Here is a 23,489-nt window from a genome sequence, read left to right as displayed (position 1 = left end):
GTTCAAATTTAAACCGTAGCTTATTTGCTACGAGCTTCAATAACGGCCTGCGCTACGTTGTTCGGCGCATCGTCATACTTCAGGAACTCCATGGAGTAAGAAGCACGACCTTTGGTCAGAGAACGCAGCTGAGTTGCGTATCCGAACATCTCAGACAACGGAACTTCAGCGTGAATCTGAACGCCAGTAGCGTTAGATTCCTGCCCTTTAAGCATACCACGACGACGGCTAAGGTCACCGATGACATCACCCGTGTTCTCTTCTGGCGTTTCAACTTCAACCTTCATGATAGGCTCAAGCAGGACTGGTGTCGCTTGTTTAAAGCCTTGTTTGAAGGCAATAGACGCGGCCAGTTTGAACGCCAGTTCTGAGGAGTCAACATCGTGGTAAGAACCGAAGTGCAGACGCACGCCCAGATCCACAACCGGATAGCCGGCCAGAGGGCCTGATTTCAGCTGTTCCTGAATACCTTTGTCAACCGCAGGGATGTATTCACCAGGAATCACACCACCTTTGATATCGTTGACGAATTCGTAACCTTTCGGGTTAGAACCTGGCTCCAGTGGGTACATGTCGATAACAACATGACCGTACTGACCACGACCACCAGACTGCTTGGCGTGTTTACCTTCAACATCGGTAACTTTGTTACGAATCGCTTCACGATAAGCAACCTGTGGTTTACCCACGTTCGCTTCAACGTTGAACTCACGCTTCATACGGTCAACGATGATGTCGAGGTGCAATTCACCCATACCAGCGATGATGGTCTGGTTAGATTCTTCATCAGTCCATACGCGGAATGATGGGTCTTCTTTCGCCAGACGGCCCAGAGCCAGACCCATTTTTTCCTGGTCAGCTTTGGTTTTCGGTTCAACGGCGATAGAGATTACCGGCTCCGGGAACTCCATGCGCTCAAGGATGATGACGTTATCTGGGTCACACAGGGTGTCACCAGTGGTCACATCTTTCAGGCCGATCGCAGCTGCGATATCACCCGCACGAACTTCTTTAATCTCTTCACGCTTGTTAGCGTGCATCTGAACGATACGGCCCAGACGCTCACGGTTTGATTTAACCGGGTTGAATACGGTATCACCCGTGTTAACAACACCAGAGTAAACGCGGAAGAACGTCAGGTTACCCACGAATGGGTCGGTAGCGATTTTGAACGCCAGTGCAGCAAACGGCTCGTTGTCATCAGAGTGACGAACAGCCGGCGTGTCTTTACCGTCGTCCAGCATACCGTTAATCGCGGTAACGTCAGTCGGTGCTGGCAGATATTCAACAACTGCATCCAGCATCGCCTGAACACCTTTGTTCTTAAATGCAGAACCACAGGTTACCAGGATGATTTCGTTGTTCAGAACACGCTTACGCAGAGATGTTTTGATCTCTTCTTCAGTCAGTTCTTCACCACCGAAGAATTTCTCCATCAGCTCATCAGAGCCTTCAGCAGCGGCTTCAACCAGCTTCGCATGCCATTCTTCAGCCAGTTCCTGCATATCAGCTGGGATATCTTCGTAGTCGAAGGTTACACCCTGATCTGCGTCGTTCCAGTTGATTGCTTTCATTTTCACCAGGTCAACAACACCGGTGAATTTCTCTTCTGCGCCGATAGCCAGCTGCAGAGGAACTGGAGTTGCGCCCAGACGAACTTCCATCTGTTTAACAACTTTCAGGAAGTTAGCACCCATGCGGTCCATTTTGTTAACGAACGCAATGCGTGGAACTTTATATTTGTTAGCCTGACGCCATACGGTCTCAGACTGTGGCTGAACGCCACCAACTGCACAGTAAACCATTACCGCGCCATCAAGCACACGCATAGAACGTTCAACTTCGATGGTGAAGTCAACGTGTCCTGGGGTGTCGATGATGTTGATGTGGTGTGGTTCGAACTGCTTTGCCATACCAGACCAGTAACAGGTGGTCGCAGCGGAAGTGATGGTAATACCACGTTCCTGTTCCTGCTCCATCCAGTCCATGGTTGCTGCGCCGTCATGTACTTCACCGATTTTGTGGTTTACACCGGTGTAGAACAGAACGCGTTCGGTAGTGGTAGTCTTACCGGCGTCGATGTGCGCACTGATACCGATGTTACGGTAGCGGGCAATGGGTGTTTTACGAGCCATTTGATTCCTCTGATTCTCGGGCGTTCAAGGTAAGTCGACCCCAGCGGGTTGGCTGATTGAGCGCCCGCTGGTTTAACTACGTGGTAATTACCAACGGTAGTGTGCGAACGCCTTGTTGGCTTCTGCCATGCGGTGAACGTCTTCACGTTTCTTCACTGCAGTACCTTTGTTCTCTGCAGCATCAGAAAGTTCGTTCGCCAGGCGAAGAGCCATTGATTTATCACCGCGTTTACGAGCAGCATCTACGATCCAGCGCATTGCCAGAGCATTACGACGAACCGGGCGGACTTCAACTGGTACCTGATAAGTAGAACCACCAACGCGACGTGACTTAACTTCGACAGTCGGACGCACGTTTTCCAGGGCTACTTCAAAAGATTCCAGTGCGTTTTTACCTGAACGCTGAGCCAGGGTCTCGAGCGCGGTATAAACGATTGATTCTGCAGTAGATTTTTTACCATCTACCATCAGGATATTTACAAATTTGGCCAGCAGCTCTGATCCGAACTTAGGATCTGGCAGAATTTTACGCTGACCAATGACGCGACGACGTGGCATGGAAATACTCCGTTGTTAATTCAGGATTGTCCAAAACTCTATGAGTTTATTATGACATTTAATTTAAAACGTTTGGCCTTACTTAACGGAGAACCATTAAGCCTTTGGCTTCTTCACGCCGTACTTGGAGCGAGCCTGCTTACGGTCTTTAACACCTGAGCAGTCAAGCGCGCCACGAACGGTGTGGTAACGCACACCTGGCAGGTCTTTTACACGACCGCCACGGATCAGGATCACGGAGTGTTCCTGCAGGTTATGACCTTCACCACCAATGTAGGAGGTAACTTCAAAACCGTTGGTCAAACGCACACGGCAGACTTTACGCAGTGCGGAGTTTGGTTTCTTAGGAGTGGTGGTGTACACACGAGTACAAACGCCACGTTTTTGCGGGCAAGCTTCCAGCGCCGGCACGTTGCTCTTTGCAACTTTGCGGACGCGTGGTTTGCGAACCAGCTGGTTAACTGTTGCCATTAAATAGCTCCTGGATTTGCTTTTGCTTCGTAAACACGTAATAAATCGCCTCGTAGAATTACGAGGAGGCAGAATTTTAGGGCTGAGTCAAAGGGGTGTCAAGAAATAACCAGGTTTTAGCCGATTACCACACGATTTGTTGCTGATGCCTGATCGTTAGCGTGACAAAGCCATTATAGTCTATTGACTGTACGCTGCTCGAAATTTGTCCAGCGAGACCGCGAGCCTGAACATCTTCGTCCAGCACCCACAGCGTCAGGTCGCTCTCTGAGAGCCGCATTAATGCACGGCTTCCGGTTAAGGCGGCCAGCACTCCATCCTGCAACAGCAGCAGGTCATCCCCGGCGCCCGCCATTAAAAGCAGAGTATCAAGATCACTGTAGGCCGGTGAATGCATTAAAGTGTGCAGCATTAACGTCTCTTAGAAAGTAAGAATGCGATCGTAGCTGGCCAGCATCTGCCGCAGTGCCGGCGCGTCCAGCAGGGTAACATCCAGCAACCGGTCAGCGTCAACCTTTAACCCTCGCGCAATCAGGGAGTCCTGGCAGAGATAGCACTGTTCAATGTCATACAGCGGCAGCACGCCAAAGGTCGCGGCATAGTGACGGCTCTTAATCGTCTCTGGTTGCTGATGAAGATTAAGCTGCAATACGCCATCACCAATAAAAAACAGGCCGATATCGTCACTGAGCGCGCCCGTGGCCAGCGCGGCATCCAGCCCTTCGCGCCCTGCACTGCTGCCGTGCGGCGCACGGGTAAAAACAAATGCGACACGATTCATCAGAACTGCACCATGCGTTCACAGCTCAGCGCGGCTTCCGCCAGCGCACCCAACCCACTCAGGGTAAAACCCGGCTGCAGGTTACTGCCCGCCAGCTGGAGCCGGTCCGCTTCCTGCGAATCGCTGACGCCGCGACGCAGCGCGGCCGCGACACAGATGTTCAATGCCACACCGTGCTCCTGATGCAAGGCCTGCCACGCACGTACAAGGTCAAATTCATCACTGGCAGGCGCGGTGAGCTGGTTAGCATTCAGCACCCCTTCGCGATAGAAGAACACGCTGTCGAGTTGATGGCCCGCCGTCAGCAGTGCACGGGCGAACAGGTATGCACTGGTCGCCTGTTGCGTCCCATAAGCCGGGCCGGTCACCATCAGGGTGTAGCGCATTACCGATCCTGTCCCACAAAGTCGCCATTTTTAAACTGACGGATGTAGAGATAGACAGTGTGTTTCGAAATGTTCAGCCGATCCGCAACCTGGTTGATGGCATCTTTGATGTCGAAGATCCCCTTCTCATACAGGTTCAGCACAATCTGACGATTCTTGGCGTTGTTCGATACATTGCGGTCAGCACTCACCTCTTCAATGGTGAACTCCAGCGTCTGCATCACCAGATCATCAACCGAACTGGCGAAGTTGACATTGGAGTCAACCTGCTGCATCTCGGGTGGCATAAAGGTCGACATGATTTGTGAAAACGGCACATCAAGGTTCATGTTGATGCAGAGCAGGCCAATGACCCGTTGCTGACGGTTGCGAATCGCAATGGTGACAGACTTCATCAGCACGCCGCTTTTGGCGCGCGTAAAATAGGCACGGGAGACATTGCTGTCCGCGCCATGCATGTCGTGCAGCATACGCAGGGCTAAATCAGTGATAGGCGAACCGACTTTACGACCGGTGTGTTCTCCATTGGCGATACGTACGGCCGAACACTTAAGATCTTCAAGCGAATGCAGGACAATTTCACAATGCGAGCCGATCAGCATCGCCAGGCCATCCACGACAGCCTCGTACGATTTCAGAATATCGTAATCGGATTGTTCGAACGGGCGCTGCTCCAGAAGATCGAAGTCGCTCAGTTCACCCGGATTGAATGGATTAGACATTGAAGAGTATCACCCTGAATGGCTGGAGCCTGTCACAGCGGCTTATGGGCAGACTCAATATTGGGATAATTAGGCAGGCATTAGTCTGGCAAATGTCGTCGGCTTATGCCAGAGGTTTGTCGTGAAGCTAAAATGAAACCGCCGCCCGGAGGCGGCGGTCAGCAGATTACTGCGCTTTTTCTGCCGCAGCAGGCGCAGGCGCCTGTGCTTTTTCATCTGCTTTAGGCGCTGGTTTGATATCAAGCAGTTCAACATCAAATACCAGGGTGGAGTTAGCCGGGATGCCCGGAACGCCATTTTTGCCGTAAGCCAGATTTGGTGGGATCACCAGCTTGATCTTGCCGCCTTTCTTCACATGCTTCAGACCTTCGGTCCAGCCTGGGATAACACCATCCAGACGGAACGAGAGTGGCTCACCACGGGTATAAGAGTTGTCGAATTCAGTACCATCAATCAGCGTACCTTTGTAGTTCACCACTACGGTATCGCTGTCTTTAGGTGCGTCGCCGGTCCCTTCTTTCTCAACTTTATACAGCAGGCCGCTTTCGGTTTTCTTCACGCCACTCTCTTTAGCAAATTTGGTCGCGAACGCTTCACCCTTTTCAGAGTTCTCTTTCGCATCTTTTTCCATTTTCGCTGAGGCTGCGCCTTTCACGCGGCCTTCAAAGGATTGCAGCGTCTGCTCAATCTCTTCATCAGACAGTTTGCTCTTACCACCAAATGCATCCTGAACACCAGCAATCAGCTGCTGCTTATCCAGTTTGATGCCCAGTTTTTCCTGCTCCTTCAGGGAGTTGTCCATGTAGCGACCCAGTGAAGCACCCAGTGCGTAGGCAGACTGCTGGTCTTCATCTTTGAAAGCAGCATTCTTAGGTGCCTGTGGCGCGGACTGTGGCGCAGCAGCGGGTGCAGCCTGTGGGGCCGCAGCGGTATCTGCCGCCATTGCCAGCGGAGCATTCAGTGCAACAGCCATGGTGGTAGCTAACAATGTGACTTTAAACAGTGATTTCATCCATTCTCCAAAACCGAAGCGTCTAACCTCGGGAAACATTGCGGACTTCAGGGTCCACACTATAACTTTACGTGGCAGTGGCGAACACTCCCACAATGTAATTACCCGGTCTACCTCCGACCTTTATAACATCGGGAAGTTTCATCAGAGATGATGCCGCGCAGCCTTTTTTCAAGCGCAACGCTGGAGGTAGTGAAAAAAACAGGTGATTCCTGGCATTCAGGTCGTAGAATCACGCCCCGAGTCGCACCTTAACAGAGGAACAGGTCATGCAACAATCTGAGTGGGAACAGCGTCTGGAGACGTTAGAGAGTAAACTGGCCTTTCAGGAGATGACGATCGATCAGCTAAACAGCGCAGTGGTTCAGCATGAGCTTGAGATGAATAAAATGCGTGAACAGATGCGCATTTTAACTGACAAGCTCAAAGCGAATGCGCCCTCGATGGTCGCCTCACAGTCTGAAGAGACGCCGCCCCCGCACTACTGATCGCGGGCCATCTGGCCCCGGTTCAGCCGGGCTGAACCAGAGTAACGACCAAAAGAAAGGCCACCCGGAGGTGGCCTTTAAAGGACTGTTGAGACTTAGTGGCTGCAACCGCAACCGCCAGTTCCGCAACCGCCTTTACCGTGATCATGGTCGTGGTCGTGATCATGGCCGTGATCGTGGTCATGATGATGGCCATCTGCACCGTGAACATGGCCATGAGCCAGTTCTTCTGGTGTGGCTTCACGGATAGCAACCACTTCAACGTTGAAGTTCAGGTTCTGACCCGCCAGCATGTGGTTACCATCAACCACGACGTGTTCATCTTCAACTTCAGTGATTTCTACTGGCACCGGACCCTGATCGGTCTCTGCCAGGAAACGCATGCCAACCTGCAGTTCATCAACACCCATGAACACGTCTTTAGGAACGCGCTGCACCAGGTTGTCGTCATACTGACCGTAAGCATCGTTTGCCGGGATATGCACGTCAAACTTGTCGCCGGCAATGTGGTTTTCCAGCGCATTTTCCAGACCAGAAATCAGGGAACCATGACCGTGCAGGTAGTCTAACGGTGCACTCACCGGTGACTCGTCAACTAACACGCCGTCTTCTGTACGTACCTGATAGGCCAGGCTTACCACCAGGTCTTTTGCTACTTTCATGATATCTCCTAACCGTTGAGAGCTGAGATCCCGTCTCATTGGTCTATTCTTGCGTGCAATAACACCAACCAGAAAGGTTCGGGGCTGAGTACAAGAGGGATTTCACATTCTCTTGCGACTTAAGCCTTAATGGCGGTAATTGTAACGGAATTCAATCCCGCTGTAAGTTCAAGCTTAAAAAAAGCTGCCCGATTCCGCTACTCAGGATGGAAAATGCCAATAACCTGTTCATTTGAGCGAACCTGATCGCGCGCCTGCTTATCCGCCTCGCGCATCTGATGACCACACTTCACGCACTCCACCACATCAACATTATTTTCACGCCACATCGCCAGCGTGTCCTTTTCCTGACAGTGCGGGCATGTCGCACCGGCAATAAAACGTTTACGCATTAGCTTCTGCCTGTTTTAAGAGATTATTGGTCATCGTCCCAGCCGTCGAACTGCCGCTTCTCGTGCTGCATTTCGCGCTGGAAGATATCTTCCAGTTCACGCCGTGCTTCACGGACTCGTGAAGCCTGCGCCGCACTTTCAGAGAGATTAGGCATCAGCTCACGCAACATCCGCATATCAAGCCGGCGGAAATGTTGCTGGGCGCGGTGCGCCTGATGCGGATGCATCCCCAGCGTCATCAATGTTTTACGTCCCAGCTCCAGCGCACTGGAAAAGGTCTCGCGCGAGAACTGCGTGACGCCTGCCTGTAACAGCTCATGGGCTTCGACGCGGCCACGGGCGCGCGCCTGAATCTGCAGCTGCGGAAAATGCTGCTGGCACAGATGCACGATCGTCATCACATCTTCCGGTTCATTGCAGGTGATGACAATTGACTGCGCGTTGGCTGCACCGGCTGCCCGAAGTAACTCCAGTTCGGTCGCATCGCCGTAATAGACCTTATAGCCATATTTCCGCATCAGACTTACCACACTGATGTCGCGCTCCAGCACGGTGATGCGTTTATTGTTCGCCATCAACAAGCGTCCCACCACCTGACCGAAGCGACCAAAGCCCACCACAATCACCTGTGGCTGATCATCTTCAACAAAGTGTTTTTCTGCATCTTCATCCGTCTCGTTGAAGCGGCGTGCCAGCAGACGATCGACTCCCTTCATCAGCAGTGGCGTGGTCATCATCGACAGCGTCACCGTCACCAGCAGCATCGGCAGTTGCTCGCCTGAGAAGAGCTTTGCCGAGGATGCCGCTGAAAATAGCACAAAGGCGAACTCACCACCCTGACTCAGCACACCCGCGAACTGCTGTCGCTCTGAACTGCGCAGGCCATAAATGCGCGCCAGCACATAGAGCACCCCTGTTTTCACCGCCACCAGCGTCACCACACCCAGCAGGATGGTCACAATATGGGTATAGAGCACACCGAGATTGAGCGCCATGCCTACCGAAATAAAGAACAGGCCCAGCAGTAAACCTTTGAACGGGTCGATAGCCACTTCCAGCTCATGGCGGTATTCGCTCTCCGCCAGCAGGATCCCGGCAATAAACGTACCCAGCGCCATCGACAGGCCCAGCGCATCCATAAACAGCGCGGAACCCAGCACCAGCAGCAGCGACGCCGCGGTAAAGACCTCGCGCACGCCCGATGCGGCGATGTAACGGAAGATTGGTCGCAGCAGATAGCGTCCGCCTACCAGCATGCCGGCAAACGCCAGCACTTTCATGCCAACCTTCATCCAGTCGATATGGCCGCTGTCGGTCCCGGCCAGCAGCGGGATCAGCGCCAGGGCAGGAATAACCGCGATATCCTGGAACAGCAGCACCGAAAAGCCCAGCTGACCCGCTTCGCTGCGGTTCATGCCTTTATCCATCATCAGCTGCAGCGCCATGGCGGTCGAGGACATCGCCAGGCCAATCCCGCCGATGATCGCCGCCTGCCAGCTAAAATGGGTCAGCCACAATAAGCCGCCGAGAATGGCTGCGGAGAAGATGACCTGCGCCGCGCCAACCCCAAAAATGGAGCGGCGCAGCGCCCACAGCTTTGCCGGGTTCAGCTCCAGCCCGATAATAAACATCAGGAAAACCACGCCGAGCTCAGAGAAGTGAAGAATCTCGTCGACGTCGCTGATAAAACCTAATCCCCACGGGCCGATGGCGATACCCGCCACCAGATAACCCAGAACTGCACCAATACCGAGGCGAGCCGCCACCGGTACAATCAAGACCGCCGCGACCAGATAAATCACCCCCGCGGTCAGCAGCGTTTGCCCTTCCATCTATACCCCTCCATTCAGCAGCGGTGCCGCGAGCCAGTCACCATAAGCGCGGGCGTAATTTTTCAATAATTCAGGACTCTGACGACGTGCCATGTAAACAATCATCGGCGGCATCCAGTGCATACGGCACATCCGGGCGGTCAGCTCAAAAGGCCGCATAATGTCATTGAGCGAATAGCGGTTCAGACCCTGCTGCTTAAAGGCACTTTCCGGTTCGCCGGTCGTCACCACGCTGCGCCAGTATTTACCTTCAAGTGCATTGCCATCCACGCCATTGGCGAAGCCGCGGGACAGAACCCGATCCAGCCACTCTTTCAGCAATGCCGGACAGCTGTAGGTATAGAGCGGATGCTGAAAAATGATCACGTCATGTTCGCGCAGTAACTGTTGTTCATGATGAATATCGATAAAAAAATCCGGATAGGCCGCGTACAGATCGTGCACGGTGACGTGTTCCAGTGCCTGAGCCGGCTGTAACAAAATCCGATTCGCGATCGAATCCTGTGATTCCGGATGAGCATAAAGCAGCAAAACCCTGGGTGGCTGCGACATCCTTTCCCTCCAAAGCGTCGTCATTGGTGCGGTTTTCAGCTACCATGCACGACGCAGCAAAATCTCATTATGTTGCCAGTAAATTAACATATTCTGACGATACGGCGCTTACATGATTGTCTTCTCAGCCTTACAAATTCGCCGCGGCATCCGCGTCCTGCTCGACAATGCCACCGCCACCATTAATCCCGGTCAGAAGGTCGGGCTGGTGGGTAAAAACGGCTGTGGGAAATCCACGCTGCTGTCGCTGTTAAAAGGTGAAATCACCAGCGATGCCGGCACCGTCACGTTCCCCGCTCACTGGGCGCTGGCCTGGGTGAATCAGGAAACGCCAGCGCTGGATAAAGCCGCGCTGGAGTACGTGATTGATGGCGATCGCCAGTTTCGTCAGCTTGAAGCCGAGCTGGCGGACGCCAATCTGCGTGACGATGGCAATGCCATTGCGCTGCTGCATGGCCAGCTGGACGCGGTGCAGGCGTGGAGCATTCATGCGCGCGCCTCAAGCCTGTTGCACGGCCTGGGCTTCAGTCAGGAGCAGTTGCAACGGCCGGTCAGCGACTTTTCTGGTGGCTGGCGCATGCGCCTCAATCTGGCACAGGCGTTGATTTGCCGTTCCGATCTGCTGTTGCTGGATGAACCGACCAACCACCTCGATCTCGATGCGGTGATCTGGCTGGAGCGCTGGCTGAAAAGTTATGAAGGCACACTGATCCTGATCTCGCACGATCGTGACTTCCTCGATCCGGTCATCGACAAAATTATTCATATCGAACAGGAGTCGATGTTCGAATATACCGGCAACTACAGCTCCTTTGAACGGCAGCGCGTCGCCAAGCTGGCTCAGCAGCAGGCGCTGTATGAGAGTCAGCAGGAGAAAGTCGCGCATTTGCACAGCTACATTGATCGCTTCCGCGCCCAGGCGACCAAGGCGAAACAGGCACAGAGCCGCATCAAGATGCTGGAGCGCATGGAGATGATTGCGCCCGCCCATGTTGATAATCCATTCAGCTTCACCTTCCGCAAGCCGGAAAACCTGCCTAATCCACTGATGAAGATGGAGAAGGTCACCGCAGGTTATGGCGATCGCATCATTCTCGACGCGATCAAGCTCAACCTGGTGCCAGGCTCACGCATCGGCCTGCTGGGACGTAACGGAGCCGGTAAATCCACCCTGATTAAGCTGCTGGCAGGTGAGCTGGAGGCGATGCATGGCAAGATGGGGCTGGCGAAAGGGATCAAGCTTGGTTACTTCGCCCAGCATCAGCTGGAGTACCTGCGGGCCGATGAGTCACCGCTGCAGCATCTGTCGCGCATTGCGCCTGACGTGCTGGAACAGCAGCTGCGCGACTATCTGGGCGGCTTCGATTTCCGCGGCGACAAAGTCACGGAGAACACTGAGCGCTTCTCCGGCGGTGAGAAAGCGCGACTGGTGCTGGCGCTGATTGTCTGGCAACGCCCTAACCTGCTGTTGCTCGATGAACCAACTAACCACCTGGATCTTGATATGCGCCAGGCGCTGACCGAAGCGCTGATCGACTTCGAAGGTGCACTGGTGGTGGTCTCGCATGACCGTCACCTGCTGCGCGCGACCACGGACGATCTCTATCTGGTGCATGATGGCAAAGTGGATGTGTTTGAGGGCGACCTCGAAGATTATCAGCAGTGGCTGAGCGATCTGCAGAAACAGCAGGCGCAACAGGATGCCGCGCCGAAACTGGATAACGGTAACAGCGCCCAGGCGCGTAAAGATCAAAAGCGCCGTGATGCCGAACTGCGCACTCAGACCCAGCCGCTGCGCAAAGAGATAGAGAAGCTGGAAAAGCAGATGAGCAAATGGCAGAGCCAGCTGGCCGATGCCGAAGCGCAGCTCGCAGACAGTGCGATTTATGATCAGAGCCGAAAAGCGGACCTGACCACTGCACTCAAGCGGCAGGCGGAAAGTAAATCTGCGCTGGAAGAGGTTGAGATGGCGTGGCTGGAAGCCCAGGAACAGCTCGAACAGATTATGGCCTCATAAAAAATCTCCCCGCTTACGGGGAGATGCTTTTTAACGGGGTTTGTCGCCCAGTACCGTTGCCCGCTGCATGATCCGCCGGGCCGGATAATAGTCGGCATTGGCATAATGCTGCGTGACCCGATTATCCCAGATAGCCAGATCGTCTGGCTGCCAGCGCCAGCGCACCTGAAACTCCGGTTTGGTAGCGTGCGCAAACAGGAAGCCCAGCACCGCATCACTCTCCTTCTCGCTTAAATCCAGGATCCGCGTGGTAAAGCCTTCATTCACAAACAGCGCTTTTTTGCCGCTGACCGGATGCGTGCGGATTACCGGATGCTGCACGGGTGGATGTTTTGCCACCGCCTGCTGCCAGCGCAGATGTTCTTCCTCCGTTTTGCGGTACTTATACTCCTGGAATGATTTTTTAAAATCATGCTCGGCGCGGAGACCCTCCAGCAACTGCTTAAAAGGCACTGACAGCGCCTCGTAAGCGGCGATGCCACTGGTCCAGAGCGTGTCACCGCCCGCTTCCGGTAAGACTTTGGAGGCCAGCAGCGCGACAGCCGGCGGTGTTTCGATAAAGGTGACATCGGTGTGCCAGTTGTCATTATCCGGCGGATTATCCTGATGGGTATCGAGCACGATAATCTCTTCGACGCCCTCCGCATGGGGATAGACCGGATGGATATGCAGGTCGCCAAAACGGATTGCCAGAGCGCGATGCTGTTCAGGCGTAATCTTCTGGTCCCGCAGAAACAGCACCTGATGACGCAGCAAGCCATGATACAACTGCTCAAACTGCGCATCACTCAATGGCCGTGAGACATCCAGGTTTGAGACCTGCGCGCCTATGTAAGGGCCAAGCGGGGTAAAACTCAGACGTTCATTCATGATTGTTCTCCACTCCAGGGCGTCAGACGGCGCTGCAACGCACGAAGCCCGAGTTCTAAGCTAAAAGCGATAAAAGCGATCACGGCGATACCCGCCAGCACCACATCGGTGGCGAGGAATTCTCCCGCTGACTGCACCATAAAACCGAGGCCACGCGTGGCGGCAATCAGCTCCGCCGCCACCAGCGTTGACCAGCCCACCCCGAGCCCAATGCGCAGGCCGGTCAGAATCTCCGGCAGCGCGCCCGGCAGAATCACCCAGCGCAGCAGCTGCCAGCGGTTAGCTCCCAGCGAGCGCGCCGCACGAATCCGTACCTGCTGGGTGTTACGCACCCCGGCCAGCGTGGAGAGCGTCACCGGCGCGAAGATGGCCAGGCTGATCAGCAGGATTTTCGACGTCTCACCAATGCCAAACCAGATCACCATCAGCGGCAGATAGGCAAGTGGCGGAATCGGGCGATAAAGCTCAATAAGCGGATCAAGCAGACCGCGAGCTACCGGGCTGAGGCCCATCAGAATCCCCACCGGAATGCCGATGACGGCAGCCGCGGTCAGCGCAATCAGCATCCGCGTCAGACTGGCGGCCAGATGCTGCCACAGCGTGGCATCCATAAAGCCCTGGGCGCTGGCAATCAGCAGCAGCTTGCTGAACACCTGCTGTGGCGACGGCAGGAACAGCGGAGCAATCAGGCCCAGCGCGGTCACGCCCCACCAGAGCAGCAACAGCAGAGAGAGACTCAGCATGCTCAGCGTGAACGTGGTTGAAAATGGCCAGCGCAAACGACGGCGCACCGGCAGAGACTTGTCGTGGATTAACGCGCTCATGCAAACGCCTCCCGCTGGTCAAATACGCGGCTCAGCACATATTCGCGCTGGGCGATAAACTGCGGATCGGATTTTATGCTGCGGCACGACTCACCTGCGGCAAAGCGCTGACCAAAGCCGGGCCGCAAGCGTTCCACGATGCGGCCGGGTCCTGGCGACAGCAGAATCAGTTCGCTGGCCAGGAAAATAGCCTCTTCTATATCGTGCGTAATCAGCAGGATCTGTTTACCGCTGTCGCGCCACAGCGTCAGCAGCAGGGTCTGCATCTGCTCGCGGGTAAAGGCATCCAGTGCGCCAAATGGCTCGTCAAGCAGCAGCAGTTGCGGATCGGTCGCCAGCGCGCGTGCAATGCCGACCCGCTGCCGCTGACCGCCTGACAACTGCCAGATGGCGCGCTTCTCCGCCCCTTCCAGCCCCACCTGCCTGATGAGCTTCCGTGCGATGGCCTCGCGCGCCGGACGCGACATCCCCGCCAGCTGCAGACCAAAGGCAACATTATCCAGCACGTTACGCCATGGCAGTAAGCCTTCATGCTGAAACACCACGCCGCGCTCCGCACCAGGCCCCGTCACTGGCTGTTTATCCAGCGTGATGCTGCCCGACTCCACCGGCAGAAATCCGGCAACCAGATTAAGCAGCGTGGTTTTGCCGCAGCCGGAGGGGCCGAGCACCACCAGCAGTTCATGGCTATCCAGCTGCAGATTGATATCCTGCAACACCGGTTGTCCGGCATAACGGGCATGAAGATGAGCGATACGCAGCATCGTGCCTCCTTAAGGTTTAACTAATGGTGCGACGAAACGGGAGGTCACATAGCTGCTGTAGTCGTTATCCGCCTGCGGCACCCGGCCCTGTGCTTTCAGAAACTGCGCAGTATCGACGATCGCTTTATTGACCGGTTTGCCCAGCTGCTCAACCTGCTGCTGCGCCGTGAGGTAGGTATTGCCCTTCACCAGATCCGGCACCTGCGCTTCCGGCACACCGCTAAGGCGGGAGAGTTTGCTGAGATTATCGGGCTGCTTCAGCCAGCTATCGGGGCTGTTAAGATAGGCCTGCTGCGCATCAAGTGCGCTGCGGGCAAACGCGGTCACGATCTCCGGATGCTGCTCAGCGAAATCTTTGCGGACCACCCAGACATCCAGCGTCGGCGATCCCCAGCTCCCCACTGCCGCCGAGTCGGTCAGCACCTTGCCCTGTTTTTCCAGTTCATTCACCGCAGGCGCCCAGACGTAAGCGCCATCAATGTCGCCACGCTGCCACGCCGCGATAATCGCAGGTGGCTGCAGATTAACCAGCTGTACCTGCGACGGTTTAATGCCCCAGTGTTTCAGTGCAGCAAGCAGGCTGTAGTGGGTGGTAGAGATGAACGGCACCGCGATGCGCTTGCCGATGAGATCGCTGGGAGTGGTGATGTTCTTCTTTACCACCAGCGCTTCAGAGTTGCCCAGCTGTGAGGCAAGCAGAAAGGCTTCGATTGGCAGCTTTTGCGCCGCTGCGACCGCTAACGGACTGGAGCCGATATTGCCAATCTGGACGTCGCCGGACGCCAGCGCGCGCAATACGCCTGCACCGCTGTCAAACTTACGCCAGTCGACGCTGGCCCCGCTCTCTTTGGCAAAACTGCCATCAGCCTGTGCCACTTTCGCCGGTTCGGCAGAGGTCTGGTACGCAACGGTGACATTGACTGCATCAGCCCGAAACGCCAGCAGCGCCATCGCTGCGGCTAAGAAAGTTAAACGTGTTGCTGCCATGATCACTACCCCACCGGTTTTATCGTGGAGGCAGTGTCTCTGCACGCAATAGTTTCATAAAGGAATTAAAAATTATCCCTAATAGAAATAAGTTCTTAGATCACTATCTGCAAAACTAAGCTGAAAATCGCAAATGCTGAAAATAGCTAAAGTAAGCAAAAATGTCAGGCGCTCACATTGTGCCTGTGTTATTGATATGCGTTCCCAATTATTGCCTGTTAAGGTCTTTAAATCCGATGTCGATCGAGAAAGTCGCTCAGCTGGCTGGCGTTTCCAAAGCCACGGTATCGCGGGTTCTCAACGCGCATCCCGGCGTAAAGCCCGATACGCGTGAGAAAGTTCTGGCGGCAATCTCTGCCTGCGACTATCAGCCCAACTTACTGGCACGTCAGCTGCGGACGGCACAAAGCCACATGCTGCTGGTGCTGATCTCGGATATTACCAACCCCTTCTGTTCGCGCGTGGTTCAGGGCATTGAAGCCGAAGCAGAACTGCACGGCTATCACATTCTGCTTTGCAACTCCGCCTCGCAGCTTCAGCGTGAAGCCGCCTATCTTTCGCTGCTGACCGGAAAAGTGGTGGATGGTGTAATAACGATGGATGCCGCATCAGGGTTGCAGGATTTGCAGGCGCTGATCGCCGGGGCGCCCTGGGTGCAATGCTGTGAATTTGATCCGGATATTCCCGCCTCCTCGGTCAGCATTGATCACCTTGAAGCCGCGCGTGACACCATCCATTACCTCGCGGGTAAAGGGCGGAAACGCATTGGGCTGGTCAATGGCGACATGCGTTACCTCTACTCGCATCATCGTGAAAAGGGCTACCGCCAGGCCATTGAGGAGCTGGGCTATGCGTGGTCCGCCGTCTCCTATACCTATGAAATCTCCCCAGAGGCAGGCATTCAGGCGATGAAGGAATTAATGGCATTGCCGGAACCGCCGGATGCGGTGTTTGCGGTTTCAGATGTGCTGGCGATGGGCGTGGTGCATGCGGCGCTGGAAGCGGGTCTGCGCGTGCCGGAAGATCTGGCGGTGGTTGGGTTTGACGGAGTGCCCTTTACCCGCAGCCTGAATCCGCCACTGACTACCATTGAACAGCCGATGAATCAGCTGGGCGCACGCAGCGTACAGCTGCTGCTGCAGAAGATCCGCAACCCGAACGCGCCGGTGATGCGTGAGTTGCTGCCCTGGACGCGCGTTGAACGCGCATCCAGCTGACTCAATGCCAGATTAATAGCACGCAGGCAGCGGTCAGCAGCCCCATGGCGAGGTTAAATATTCTCCAGGCGCGGCGACTGCGCAGAATGCGACCAATCATCGCGCCAAATCCCATCCAGATGACGCCCGACACCAGATTAACCAGAAACATACCGACGCTTATGGCCATCACGGAATGACGATACGCATCACCGGCCAGACTGAAGCTGGCGACCGCGCCCAGCGCCATCAGCCAGGCTTTGGGGTTGATAAGCTGTAGCAACCCGCCCTGCCAGAACGGCATTGGCGCATCCGGTGCCTGGTCAGTTTCCAGCTTTGCATAACTGGCGGTGGCTATCTTCCACGCCAGCCAGAGCAGATAGAGGCTACCGGCGATTTTCAGCATCAGATGCAGCGAGGGATAGAGCAGGATCAAACCGCCTACGCCAAAGGCCACCATCAGCAGCATCACCTGCATGCCGATCATGATGCCGATCATCAGCGGAATCGTGCGCAGAAAGCCAAAATTAGCGCCCGAGGCGGTGAGTAACATATTATTGGGGCCTGGCGTAATGGCCGCGACCCACAGAAATCCCAACATTGATAAGAAAAGACTCAGTTCCATGGCAATCGGGTACTCCTTACCCTGCAATAAAAAACTTATCGAAGCTAACAGTGTGATATGGAACAGACAAGCTTTTACCACATGAAATTTACCGGCCCGGAAAACGAGCAGTTCAGACCACCTGACACGCTGCGTAACGCGCATCTGCAGACGATGCTGCCGCGCCTGTTACGTCGCCGTATCACCTTCGCTCCTCACTGGCAGCGTCTCGATCTGCCCGATGGCGATTTCGTCGATCTCGCCTGGAGCGAAGATCCGCAGCTGGCGCAGCATAAACCGCGCGTGGTGCTGTTTCATGGACTGGAGGGCAGCTTTCAGAGTCCCTATATTCATGGCCTGATGGCGATCTGCCGCGCACGCGGCTGGCTGGCAGTAGTGATGCATTTTCGCGGCTGCAGCGGCGAACCTAACCGGCTGAACCGCATCTATCACTCCGGCGAAACTGAAGATGCCCGCTTCTTCCTGCACTGGCTGCGCACCCGCTGGGGTCATGTGCCTACCGCCGCCGTGGGTTTCTCGCTGGGCGGCAACATGCTGGGCTGCCTGCTCGGCCAGCAGGGTGCCGCTGCGGAGGTGGATGCCGCCGTGATTGTCTCCGCCCCGCTGCTGCTGGAACCGTGCAGCGTGAAACTGGAACGCGGCTTCTCGCGCTTCTATCAGTACTACCTGCTGGCGCAGCTCAAGAAAAATGCCCGCCGCAAACTGCATGCCTGGCCGGACACCCTGCCGGTTAATCTGGCACAGCTCAAAGCGATGCGGCGACTGCGCGATTTTGATGATGCGATTACGGCCCGCGCCCACGGTTTTGTCGATGCAGCAGATTATTATCATCGTGCCAGCGCCATGCCCTGGCTGAAACACACAGAGAAACCGCTACTGATCATCCACGCCAAAGACGATCCCTTTATGAGTGATGAGGTGATCCCGCACAGCAGCCAATTATCTGCCACTATTACTTATCAACTGACACCCTACGGCGGCCACGTCGGTTTTGTCGGCGGAACGCTACGCCAGCCTGAAATGTGGCTGGAACAGCGCATCCCGCAGTGGATCGCCCCTTTTCTGGATAACTGATCTTGTGATTATTCCCTGGCAACAGGTCTCACCTGAGACCCTTGAAAATCTGATTGAAACCTTTGTGCTGCGTGAAGGCACAGACTATGGCGAGCAGGAACGCAGCCTCCTGGACAAGGTAGCTGATGTGCGACGCCAGCTGGAAACCGGTGAAGTGGTGCTGGTGTGGTCGGAACTGCATGAATCGGTCAATATCATGCCGCGCAAAGAATTTCGTGGCTGATGCACCCGGCATCATTTCATGATAACAATGCTCATCGCCCGACCTCACAGGGAGCTTTTCTATGTCTGCACGTCATCCCATTATCGCGGTGACCGGTTCCAGCGGTGCAGGAACCACCACCACCAGCCTCGCGTTTCGTAAAATCTTTCAGCAGCTCGATCTTCATGCTGCTGAACTTGAAGGCGACAGCTTTCACCGCTTTACCCGCCCTGAAATGGATATGGCGATTCGTAAGGCGCGCGATTTAGGACGTCACGTCAGCTACTTTGGCCCGGAAGCCAATGACTTTGGTCTGCTGGAGCAGAGCTTTAAAGAGTATGGTCAAAGCGGACAGGGCCAGTCGCGTAAATATCTGCACACCTACGATGAAGCCGTACCGTGGAATCAGGTGCCCGGCACCTTTACGCCCTGGCAGCCGCTGCCGCAGAACACTGACATTCTGTTCTATGAAGGACTGCACGGCGGCGTGGTGACGGCGCAGCATAACGTGGCGGAACAGGTTGATTTGCTGGTGGGCGTTGTGCCCATTGTTAACCTGGAGTGGATTCAGAAGCTGGTGCGCGACACCGGCGAGCGCGGTCATTCACGCGAAGCAGTGATGGATTCCGTGGTGCGTTCGATGGAAGATTACATCAATTTCATCACGCCACAGTTCTCGCGCACCCACATCAACTTTCAGCGCGTCCCGACCGTCGACACCTCAAACCCGTTCGCTGCCCGCGCCATTCCGTCACTGGATGAGAGCTTTGTGGTGATTCATTTCCAGGCGCTGGAAGATATCGACTTCCCCTACCTGCTGGCGATGCTGCAGGGTTCGTTTATCTCGCACATCAATACGCTGGTCGTGCCCGGCGGCAAAATGGGTCTGGCGATGGAGCTGATCATGGGTCCGCTGGTGAAGCGGCTGATGGAAGGTAAGCGGATAGAGTAAGAGGTCAGCAAAAAAAACGCAGAGAGCAGAGGCCTTTCGCAAAGATGTAAAACTGGCATTTCTGCGGGGAAAGGCTTACTGCTGAGCTGGCTTCAGGGAGCATACACCTTTCGCAAAGACGCAAAACCGCCATCCCTGGCAGGCTCAGCGCGGGCCATCCCTGGCCCGCTATGCTTTGCTACAGGCATATGCTCCCTTCGCTTCACGTCCGGCAACCACATCCGTTTTCAGAAAGGTCGCCACTGAAAAAACCTGGTGACAAAGAATCTGACAGCAACACCTAAGCTCAACACGCCGGGAACAGGGTCAGAAGAGGAAAGCGTCCCGCGACTGGGACAAAAACGCCGGGAGCGTTTTTGAACAACGCAAAGCGTTGGCCCGGTATGGGCGCACCTCAGGGATGAGGTGCGTAATAACGCGGGCACAGTCTTAAAGCGGACTCTCTATGCAGGAACGGCACGACACCAGACCGACTCCGAATTGGCCCGCGACTTTAAAATGCCCTTCAGCCTGTTACAGCTCAATCACTTCATAGCTATGCGTAATCGTCACGCCTTTACCCAGCATGATGGCCACCGAACAATATTTTTCAGCAGAAAGATCCACCGCGCGTGAGACCGCTTTATCCTGGAGCGCTTTACCACTCACGATAAAATGCAGGTTGATGTGCGTAAAGATTCGCGGCGCCTCTTCACGACGTTCTGAGGTCAGTTTTACTTCACAATCAGCCACATCGTTACGGCCTTTTTGCAGAATTGATACCACGTCAATCGCGCTGCATCCGCCGGCCGCCATCAGCACCATCTCCATTGGGCTGGGCGCTTTATCGCCCGAATTTCCATCCATCAGTATCTGATGGCCGGATGAGGATTCTCCGAGGAATGTCAGTCCTTCTACCCACTTCACTCTTGCCTGCATGATTTTTGCTCCGGAATACGCTGTTTTGTCGCCAGAGTACGCTTTCGCCTGGTAAACAGCAATCCAGAGAAATCCGCCTGTAGCTGAAGCGAGACAACACAAGACAGTCGGCAAAAGCTGTGCTACAAACAGTGCTGAAAATATTTTTCGTCACCCGATGGCGAAGCCGGGAAGAATGATGCGCACTGCGCCTGATGCGGCCCGAATAATTTCCTGAAAGGGAAACGCTTGAAGCTTTCACCGCCTGACAGGGAAAACTGCCCCCTGTATTTTGGGCACGATTACAACAGAGGATAATAGCGAATGGTTCTCGGCAAACCGCAAACAGACCCTACACTCGAATGGTTCCTGTCCCATTGCCATATTCACAAGTATCCATCCAAAAGTACGCTGATTCACCAAGGTGAAAAAGCAGAAACGCTTTACTACATCGTGAAAGGTTCCGTCGCGGTTCTGATTAAAGATGAAGAAGGCAAAGAGATGATTCTTTCCTACCTGAATCAGGGCGATTTCATTGGTGAGCTTGGCCTGTTCGAAGAAGGCCAGGAGCGCAGCGCCTGGGTACGTGCGAAAAGCGCGTGCGAAGTGGCGGAGATTTCTTACAAGAAATTCCGTCAGCTGATTCAGGTTAATCCCGACATCCTGATGCGACTCTCCTCGCAGATGGCGCGTCGCCTGCAGGTCACGTCTGAAAAAGTGGGTAACCTCGCTTTCCTCGACGTCACCGGACGCATTGCACAGACCCTGCTCAACCTGGCGAAGCAGCCAGATGCCATGACGCATCCCGACGGCATGCAAATTAAAATCACTCGTCAGGAAATTGGCCAGATTGTTGGTTGTTCACGCGAAACCGTGGGCCGTATTTTGAAGATGCTGGAAGATCAGAACCTGATCTCCGCACACGGCAAAACCATCGTCGTTTACGGCACCCGCTAATTCCTGTCACCCACGGCGTGATGGCAACATCACGCCGTTATTGTTTGTGTTGGGCCGATGTGGCGTCGAATTATTTACCATCCTGAAGTCAACTACGCCTTGCGGCAAACGCTGGTGCTTTGTCTGCCCGTCGCGCTGGGCTGGCTGGCTGGCGACCTGCAAAAAGGTCTGCTGTTCTCGTTAGTGCCTGCCTGCTGCAATATTGCCGGTCTGGATACCCCGCATAAACGCTTTTTCAAACGCCTGATTGTGGGTGGCAGCCTGTTTGCCCTCGGCAGCTTCCTGATTCAGTGGCTCACACTGCATGCCATTCCGCTACCGCTCATCCTGTTCGCCATGCCCCTGCTGCTCGGCGTGACGGGTGAGATCAGCCCGCTGCATGGTCGTCTGCTGCCCGGCACGCTTATCGCCGCCATTTTTACCCTGAGCCTCATTGGCCGCATGCCCATCTATGTTACCCCGCTGCTCTACATCGGCGGCACGCTCTGGTATGGGCTGTTTAACTGGTTCTGGTTCTGGCTGTGGAAAGAGCAGCCGATGCGCGAAAGCCTCAGCCTGATCTACCGCGAGCTGGCTAACTACTGCGACGCCAAATACACCCTGCTGACGCAGCTGACCGACCCGGAAAAGGCACTGCCGCCGCTGCTGGCGCGTCAGCAGAAAGTGGTTGATCTGATTAACACCTGCTATCAGCAGATGCACATGCTGTCGGCAAGCCGCGATCACAGCCATAAGCGGCTGACGCGCGCCTTTCAGGTGGCGCTGGATCTGCAGGAACACATATCGGTCAGCCTGCATCGGCCGGAAGAGGTGCAGAAGCTGGTCGAACAGAGCCATGCCGAAGCGGTAATCCGCTGGAATGCCAAAACCATTTCGGCCCGGCTGCGGGTGCTGGCGGATAACATCCTTTATCACCAGCTACCCGATCGCTTTGCGATGGATAAACAGCTCGGCGCGCTGGAGAAGATCGCCCATCAGCATCCCGACAATCCGGTGGGTAACTTCTGTCTTTACCACTTCAACCGCATTGCGCGGGTGCTGCGCACGCAGAAACCGCTGTATCAGCGTGATCTGATGGCGGATCGTCAGCGCCGTCTGCCGCTGTTACCGGCGCTGCGCAGTTATCTCTCTTTTCGCTCGTCAGCGCTGCGCACCGCCGGACGCTTTGCGGTAATGCTGATGCTGGGCAGTGCACTGGCGCTGTTCTTCAACATCCCCAAACCTTACTGGATCCTGATGACCATCATGTTCGTCAGCCAGAACGGTTACAGCGCTACGCGTGTTCGCATCCAGCACCGTGCGCTGGGCACCTTTGCCGGTCTGGTGATTGCGGCCGCCACGTTGCGGCTGGCGGTACCGGAGTCGCTGGTGCTGCTGATCATGCTGGCAATAACCTTTATCAGCTATCGCTTTACGCGCCAGTTCTATGGCTGGTCAATGATTGGCTTTACGGTCACGGCGGTTTACTCGCTGCAATTGCTGTCGCTGAATGGCGCGCAGTTTCTGCTGCCGCGACTGATGGATACGCTGATGGGCTGTCTGATCGCCTTTGGCGGAATGCTGTGGCTGTGGCCGCAGTGGCAGAGTGGCTTACTGCGACAGAACGCCCATGATGCGCTGGAAGCCGATCAGGACGCACTGAGATTGTTGCTGGGTAACGAACAGTCACCTGAGAAACTGGCGTATCAGCGCGTGAAGGTGAATCAGGCGCACAATGCGCTGTTTAACTCGCTGAATCAGGCGATGCAGGAACCCGCGTTTAACTCCCGCTATCTGAGTGATATGCGGCTCTGGGTCACGCACAGTCAGTTTATTGTTGAGCACATTAATGCCATAACGATTCTGGCGCGGGAGCACACTATGCTGACCGACTCGCTGGCAGAACGCTATCTGCAATCCTGTGAAATCGCGCTACAGCGGTGTCAGCAGCGGCTGGAATATGATGGTGAAAGCTCACAGGTTAATCTGCTGGATGATCTTGAGAACATCAGTGAGGGACCTGTCACGGTGGTGGAACAGCATGTGCGACGTATTCTTGACCATCTGAGCGTGATGTACACCATCTCCTCACTGGCATGGAACCAGCGACCACAACATGGCCGCTGGCTGATCAGACGCTTACGTAAAAACTAG

Annotated in this window: 26 protein-coding genes; 8 read left to right on the top strand and 18 right to left on the bottom strand. The window is 55.1% G+C overall.

The window, feature by feature from the left end; all coding sequences use genetic code 11:
- Positions 1-20: 20 nt before the first annotated feature.
- The 8 genes from fusA to fkpA form a co-directional block, all read right to left on the bottom strand.
- The gene (fusA, locus tag IAI47_RS02085; RefSeq protein WP_003852908.1) at positions 21-2,135 is read right to left on the bottom strand and encodes an elongation factor G; all 2,115 of its coding nucleotides are present in this window, start codon (positions 2,133-2,135) and stop codon (positions 21-23) included.
- 87 nt (positions 2,136-2,222) lie between these two features.
- On the bottom strand, positions 2,223-2,693 hold the full coding sequence (gene rpsG / locus IAI47_RS02080) for a 30S ribosomal protein S7 (protein ID WP_003852909.1): 471 nt from the start codon (positions 2,691-2,693) through the stop codon (positions 2,223-2,225).
- A 96-nt stretch (positions 2,694-2,789) separates the two neighbouring features.
- The gene (rpsL, locus tag IAI47_RS02075) at positions 2,790-3,164 is read right to left on the bottom strand and encodes a 30S ribosomal protein S12 (protein ID WP_003852912.1); all 375 of its coding nucleotides are present in this window, start codon (positions 3,162-3,164) and stop codon (positions 2,790-2,792) included.
- A gap of 124 nt (positions 3,165-3,288) precedes the next feature.
- Entirely contained in the window at positions 3,289-3,576 is a 288-nt protein-coding gene (gene tusB, locus IAI47_RS02070) for a sulfurtransferase complex subunit TusB (protein WP_008926257.1), read from the bottom strand.
- A 9-nt stretch (positions 3,577-3,585) separates the two neighbouring features.
- Positions 3,586-3,945 carry a sulfurtransferase complex subunit TusC gene (tusC, locus tag IAI47_RS02065; protein WP_008926258.1) on the bottom strand — a complete coding sequence of 120 codons (360 nt, stop codon included), beginning with the start codon at positions 3,943-3,945 and terminating at the stop codon, positions 3,586-3,588.
- The gene (gene tusD, locus IAI47_RS02060) at positions 3,945-4,331 is read right to left on the bottom strand and encodes a sulfurtransferase complex subunit TusD (protein WP_008926259.1); all 387 of its coding nucleotides are present in this window, start codon (positions 4,329-4,331) and stop codon (positions 3,945-3,947) included. The genes tusC and tusD overlap by 1 nt, the downstream gene beginning before the upstream one ends.
- Positions 4,331-5,053, bottom strand: coding sequence for a transcriptional regulator (locus tag IAI47_RS02055; RefSeq protein WP_003852919.1), 723 nt, complete (start codon positions 5,051-5,053; stop codon positions 4,331-4,333). Before IAI47_RS02055 ends, tusD begins: the two co-directional genes overlap by 1 nt.
- Before the next feature lie 166 nt (positions 5,054-5,219).
- Positions 5,220-6,065 (bottom strand): FKBP-type peptidyl-prolyl cis-trans isomerase, encoded by an 846-nt coding sequence (gene fkpA / locus IAI47_RS02050; RefSeq protein WP_003852921.1) that lies wholly within the window; start codon positions 6,063-6,065, stop codon positions 5,220-5,222.
- A gap of 269 nt (positions 6,066-6,334) precedes the next feature.
- On the opposite strand from fkpA, the gene IAI47_RS02045 reads away from it, so the two are divergent.
- On the top strand, positions 6,335-6,553 hold the full coding sequence (locus IAI47_RS02045) for a SlyX family protein (RefSeq protein ID WP_003852923.1): 219 nt from the start codon (positions 6,335-6,337) through the stop codon (positions 6,551-6,553).
- A gap of 95 nt (positions 6,554-6,648) precedes the next feature.
- On the opposite strand, the gene slyD is transcribed toward IAI47_RS02045, so the two are convergent.
- From slyD to kefG, 4 genes are all read right to left on the bottom strand, one after another.
- Positions 6,649-7,215: a peptidylprolyl isomerase gene (gene slyD, locus IAI47_RS02040; protein WP_003852924.1), complete on the bottom strand. Its 567-nt coding sequence runs from the start codon at positions 7,213-7,215 to the stop codon at positions 6,649-6,651.
- A 197-nt stretch (positions 7,216-7,412) separates the two neighbouring features.
- A complete protein-coding gene (locus IAI47_RS02035) occupies positions 7,413-7,607 on the bottom strand; it encodes a YheV family putative zinc ribbon protein (protein ID WP_003852926.1) in 195 nt (64 codons plus the stop codon).
- Positions 7,608-7,630: 23 nt separating this feature from the next.
- Positions 7,631-9,439: a glutathione-regulated potassium-efflux system protein KefB gene (gene kefB / locus IAI47_RS02030; protein ID WP_003852928.1), complete on the bottom strand. Its 1,809-nt coding sequence runs from the start codon at positions 9,437-9,439 to the stop codon at positions 7,631-7,633.
- Positions 9,440-9,991 carry a glutathione-regulated potassium-efflux system ancillary protein KefG gene (gene kefG, locus IAI47_RS02025; RefSeq protein WP_003852930.1) on the bottom strand — a complete coding sequence of 184 codons (552 nt, stop codon included), beginning with the start codon at positions 9,989-9,991 and terminating at the stop codon, positions 9,440-9,442.
- Positions 9,992-10,103: 112 nt separating this feature from the next.
- Between kefG and IAI47_RS02020 the strand changes: the two genes are divergently transcribed.
- Positions 10,104-12,008, top strand: a complete 1,905-nt coding sequence (locus IAI47_RS02020) for an ABC transporter ATP-binding protein (protein WP_003852931.1) — start codon at positions 10,104-10,106, stop codon at positions 12,006-12,008.
- A 30-nt stretch (positions 12,009-12,038) separates the two neighbouring features.
- Here the strand turns inward: IAI47_RS02020 and tauD are convergent, their stop codons facing one another.
- The 4 genes from tauD to tauA are packed head-to-tail and all read right to left on the bottom strand — an operon-like array spanning position 12,039 to position 15,453.
- Positions 12,039-12,878, bottom strand: coding sequence for a taurine dioxygenase (gene tauD / locus IAI47_RS02015; RefSeq protein WP_003852933.1), 840 nt, complete (start codon positions 12,876-12,878; stop codon positions 12,039-12,041).
- On the bottom strand, positions 12,875-13,702 hold the full coding sequence (gene tauC / locus IAI47_RS02010; RefSeq protein ID WP_003852935.1) for a taurine ABC transporter permease TauC: 828 nt from the start codon (positions 13,700-13,702) through the stop codon (positions 12,875-12,877). Before tauC ends, tauD begins: the two co-directional genes overlap by 4 nt.
- Positions 13,699-14,466, bottom strand: a complete 768-nt coding sequence (gene tauB, locus IAI47_RS02005) for a taurine ABC transporter ATP-binding subunit (protein WP_003852938.1) — start codon at positions 14,464-14,466, stop codon at positions 13,699-13,701. The genes tauC and tauB overlap by 4 nt, the downstream gene beginning before the upstream one ends.
- 9 nt (positions 14,467-14,475) lie before the next feature.
- Positions 14,476-15,453 carry a taurine ABC transporter substrate-binding protein gene (gene tauA / locus IAI47_RS02000; protein WP_008926260.1) on the bottom strand — a complete coding sequence of 326 codons (978 nt, stop codon included), beginning with the start codon at positions 15,451-15,453 and terminating at the stop codon, positions 14,476-14,478.
- A 236-nt stretch (positions 15,454-15,689) separates the two neighbouring features.
- Between tauA and IAI47_RS01995 the strand changes: the two genes are divergently transcribed.
- The gene (locus IAI47_RS01995) at positions 15,690-16,670 is read left to right on the top strand and encodes a LacI family DNA-binding transcriptional regulator (RefSeq protein WP_008926261.1); all 981 of its coding nucleotides are present in this window, start codon (positions 15,690-15,692) and stop codon (positions 16,668-16,670) included.
- A gap of 1 nt (position 16,671) precedes the next feature.
- On the opposite strand, the gene IAI47_RS01990 is transcribed toward IAI47_RS01995, so the two are convergent.
- Positions 16,672-17,274, bottom strand: coding sequence for a LysE family translocator (locus IAI47_RS01990; RefSeq protein WP_003852942.1), 603 nt, complete (start codon positions 17,272-17,274; stop codon positions 16,672-16,674).
- 57 nt (positions 17,275-17,331) lie between these two features.
- Here IAI47_RS01990 and IAI47_RS01985 point away from each other — a divergent pair, with 57 nt between their 5' ends.
- The 3 genes from IAI47_RS01985 to IAI47_RS01975 all read left to right on the top strand — a co-directional run bounded on the left by IAI47_RS01985 (position 17,332) and on the right by IAI47_RS01975 (position 19,502).
- Entirely contained in the window at positions 17,332-18,348 is a 1,017-nt protein-coding gene (locus IAI47_RS01985; RefSeq protein ID WP_008926262.1) for a hydrolase, read from the top strand.
- Positions 18,349-18,352: 4 nt separating this feature from the next.
- Positions 18,353-18,571 (top strand): YheU family protein, encoded by a 219-nt coding sequence (locus tag IAI47_RS01980; protein ID WP_003852945.1) that lies wholly within the window; start codon positions 18,353-18,355, stop codon positions 18,569-18,571.
- A 61-nt stretch (positions 18,572-18,632) separates the two neighbouring features.
- Positions 18,633-19,502 carry a phosphoribulokinase gene (locus IAI47_RS01975; RefSeq protein WP_003852946.1) on the top strand — a complete coding sequence of 290 codons (870 nt, stop codon included), beginning with the start codon at positions 18,633-18,635 and terminating at the stop codon, positions 19,500-19,502.
- Positions 19,503-20,015: 513 nt separating this feature from the next.
- On the opposite strand, the gene IAI47_RS01970 is transcribed toward IAI47_RS01975, so the two are convergent.
- Positions 20,016-20,420, bottom strand: coding sequence for an OsmC family protein (locus tag IAI47_RS01970; RefSeq protein WP_003852949.1), 405 nt, complete (start codon positions 20,418-20,420; stop codon positions 20,016-20,018).
- A 303-nt stretch (positions 20,421-20,723) separates the two neighbouring features.
- Between IAI47_RS01970 and crp the strand changes: the two genes are divergently transcribed.
- Both crp and IAI47_RS01960 read left to right on the top strand, forming a co-directional pair.
- On the top strand, positions 20,724-21,356 hold the full coding sequence (gene crp, locus IAI47_RS01965) for a cAMP-activated global transcriptional regulator CRP (RefSeq protein WP_003852956.1): 633 nt from the start codon (positions 20,724-20,726) through the stop codon (positions 21,354-21,356).
- Between the two features lie 57 nt (positions 21,357-21,413).
- A complete protein-coding gene (locus IAI47_RS01960) occupies positions 21,414-23,489 on the top strand; it encodes a YccS/YhfK family putative transporter (protein WP_003852957.1) in 2,076 nt (691 codons plus the stop codon).

The sequence above is a fragment of the Pantoea sp. MT58 genome, from assembly GCF_014495885.1.
GTDB lineage: Bacteria > Pseudomonadota > Gammaproteobacteria > Enterobacterales > Enterobacteriaceae > Pantoea > Pantoea eucalypti.
This window is presented reverse-complemented; position numbering and strand designations above follow the sequence as displayed.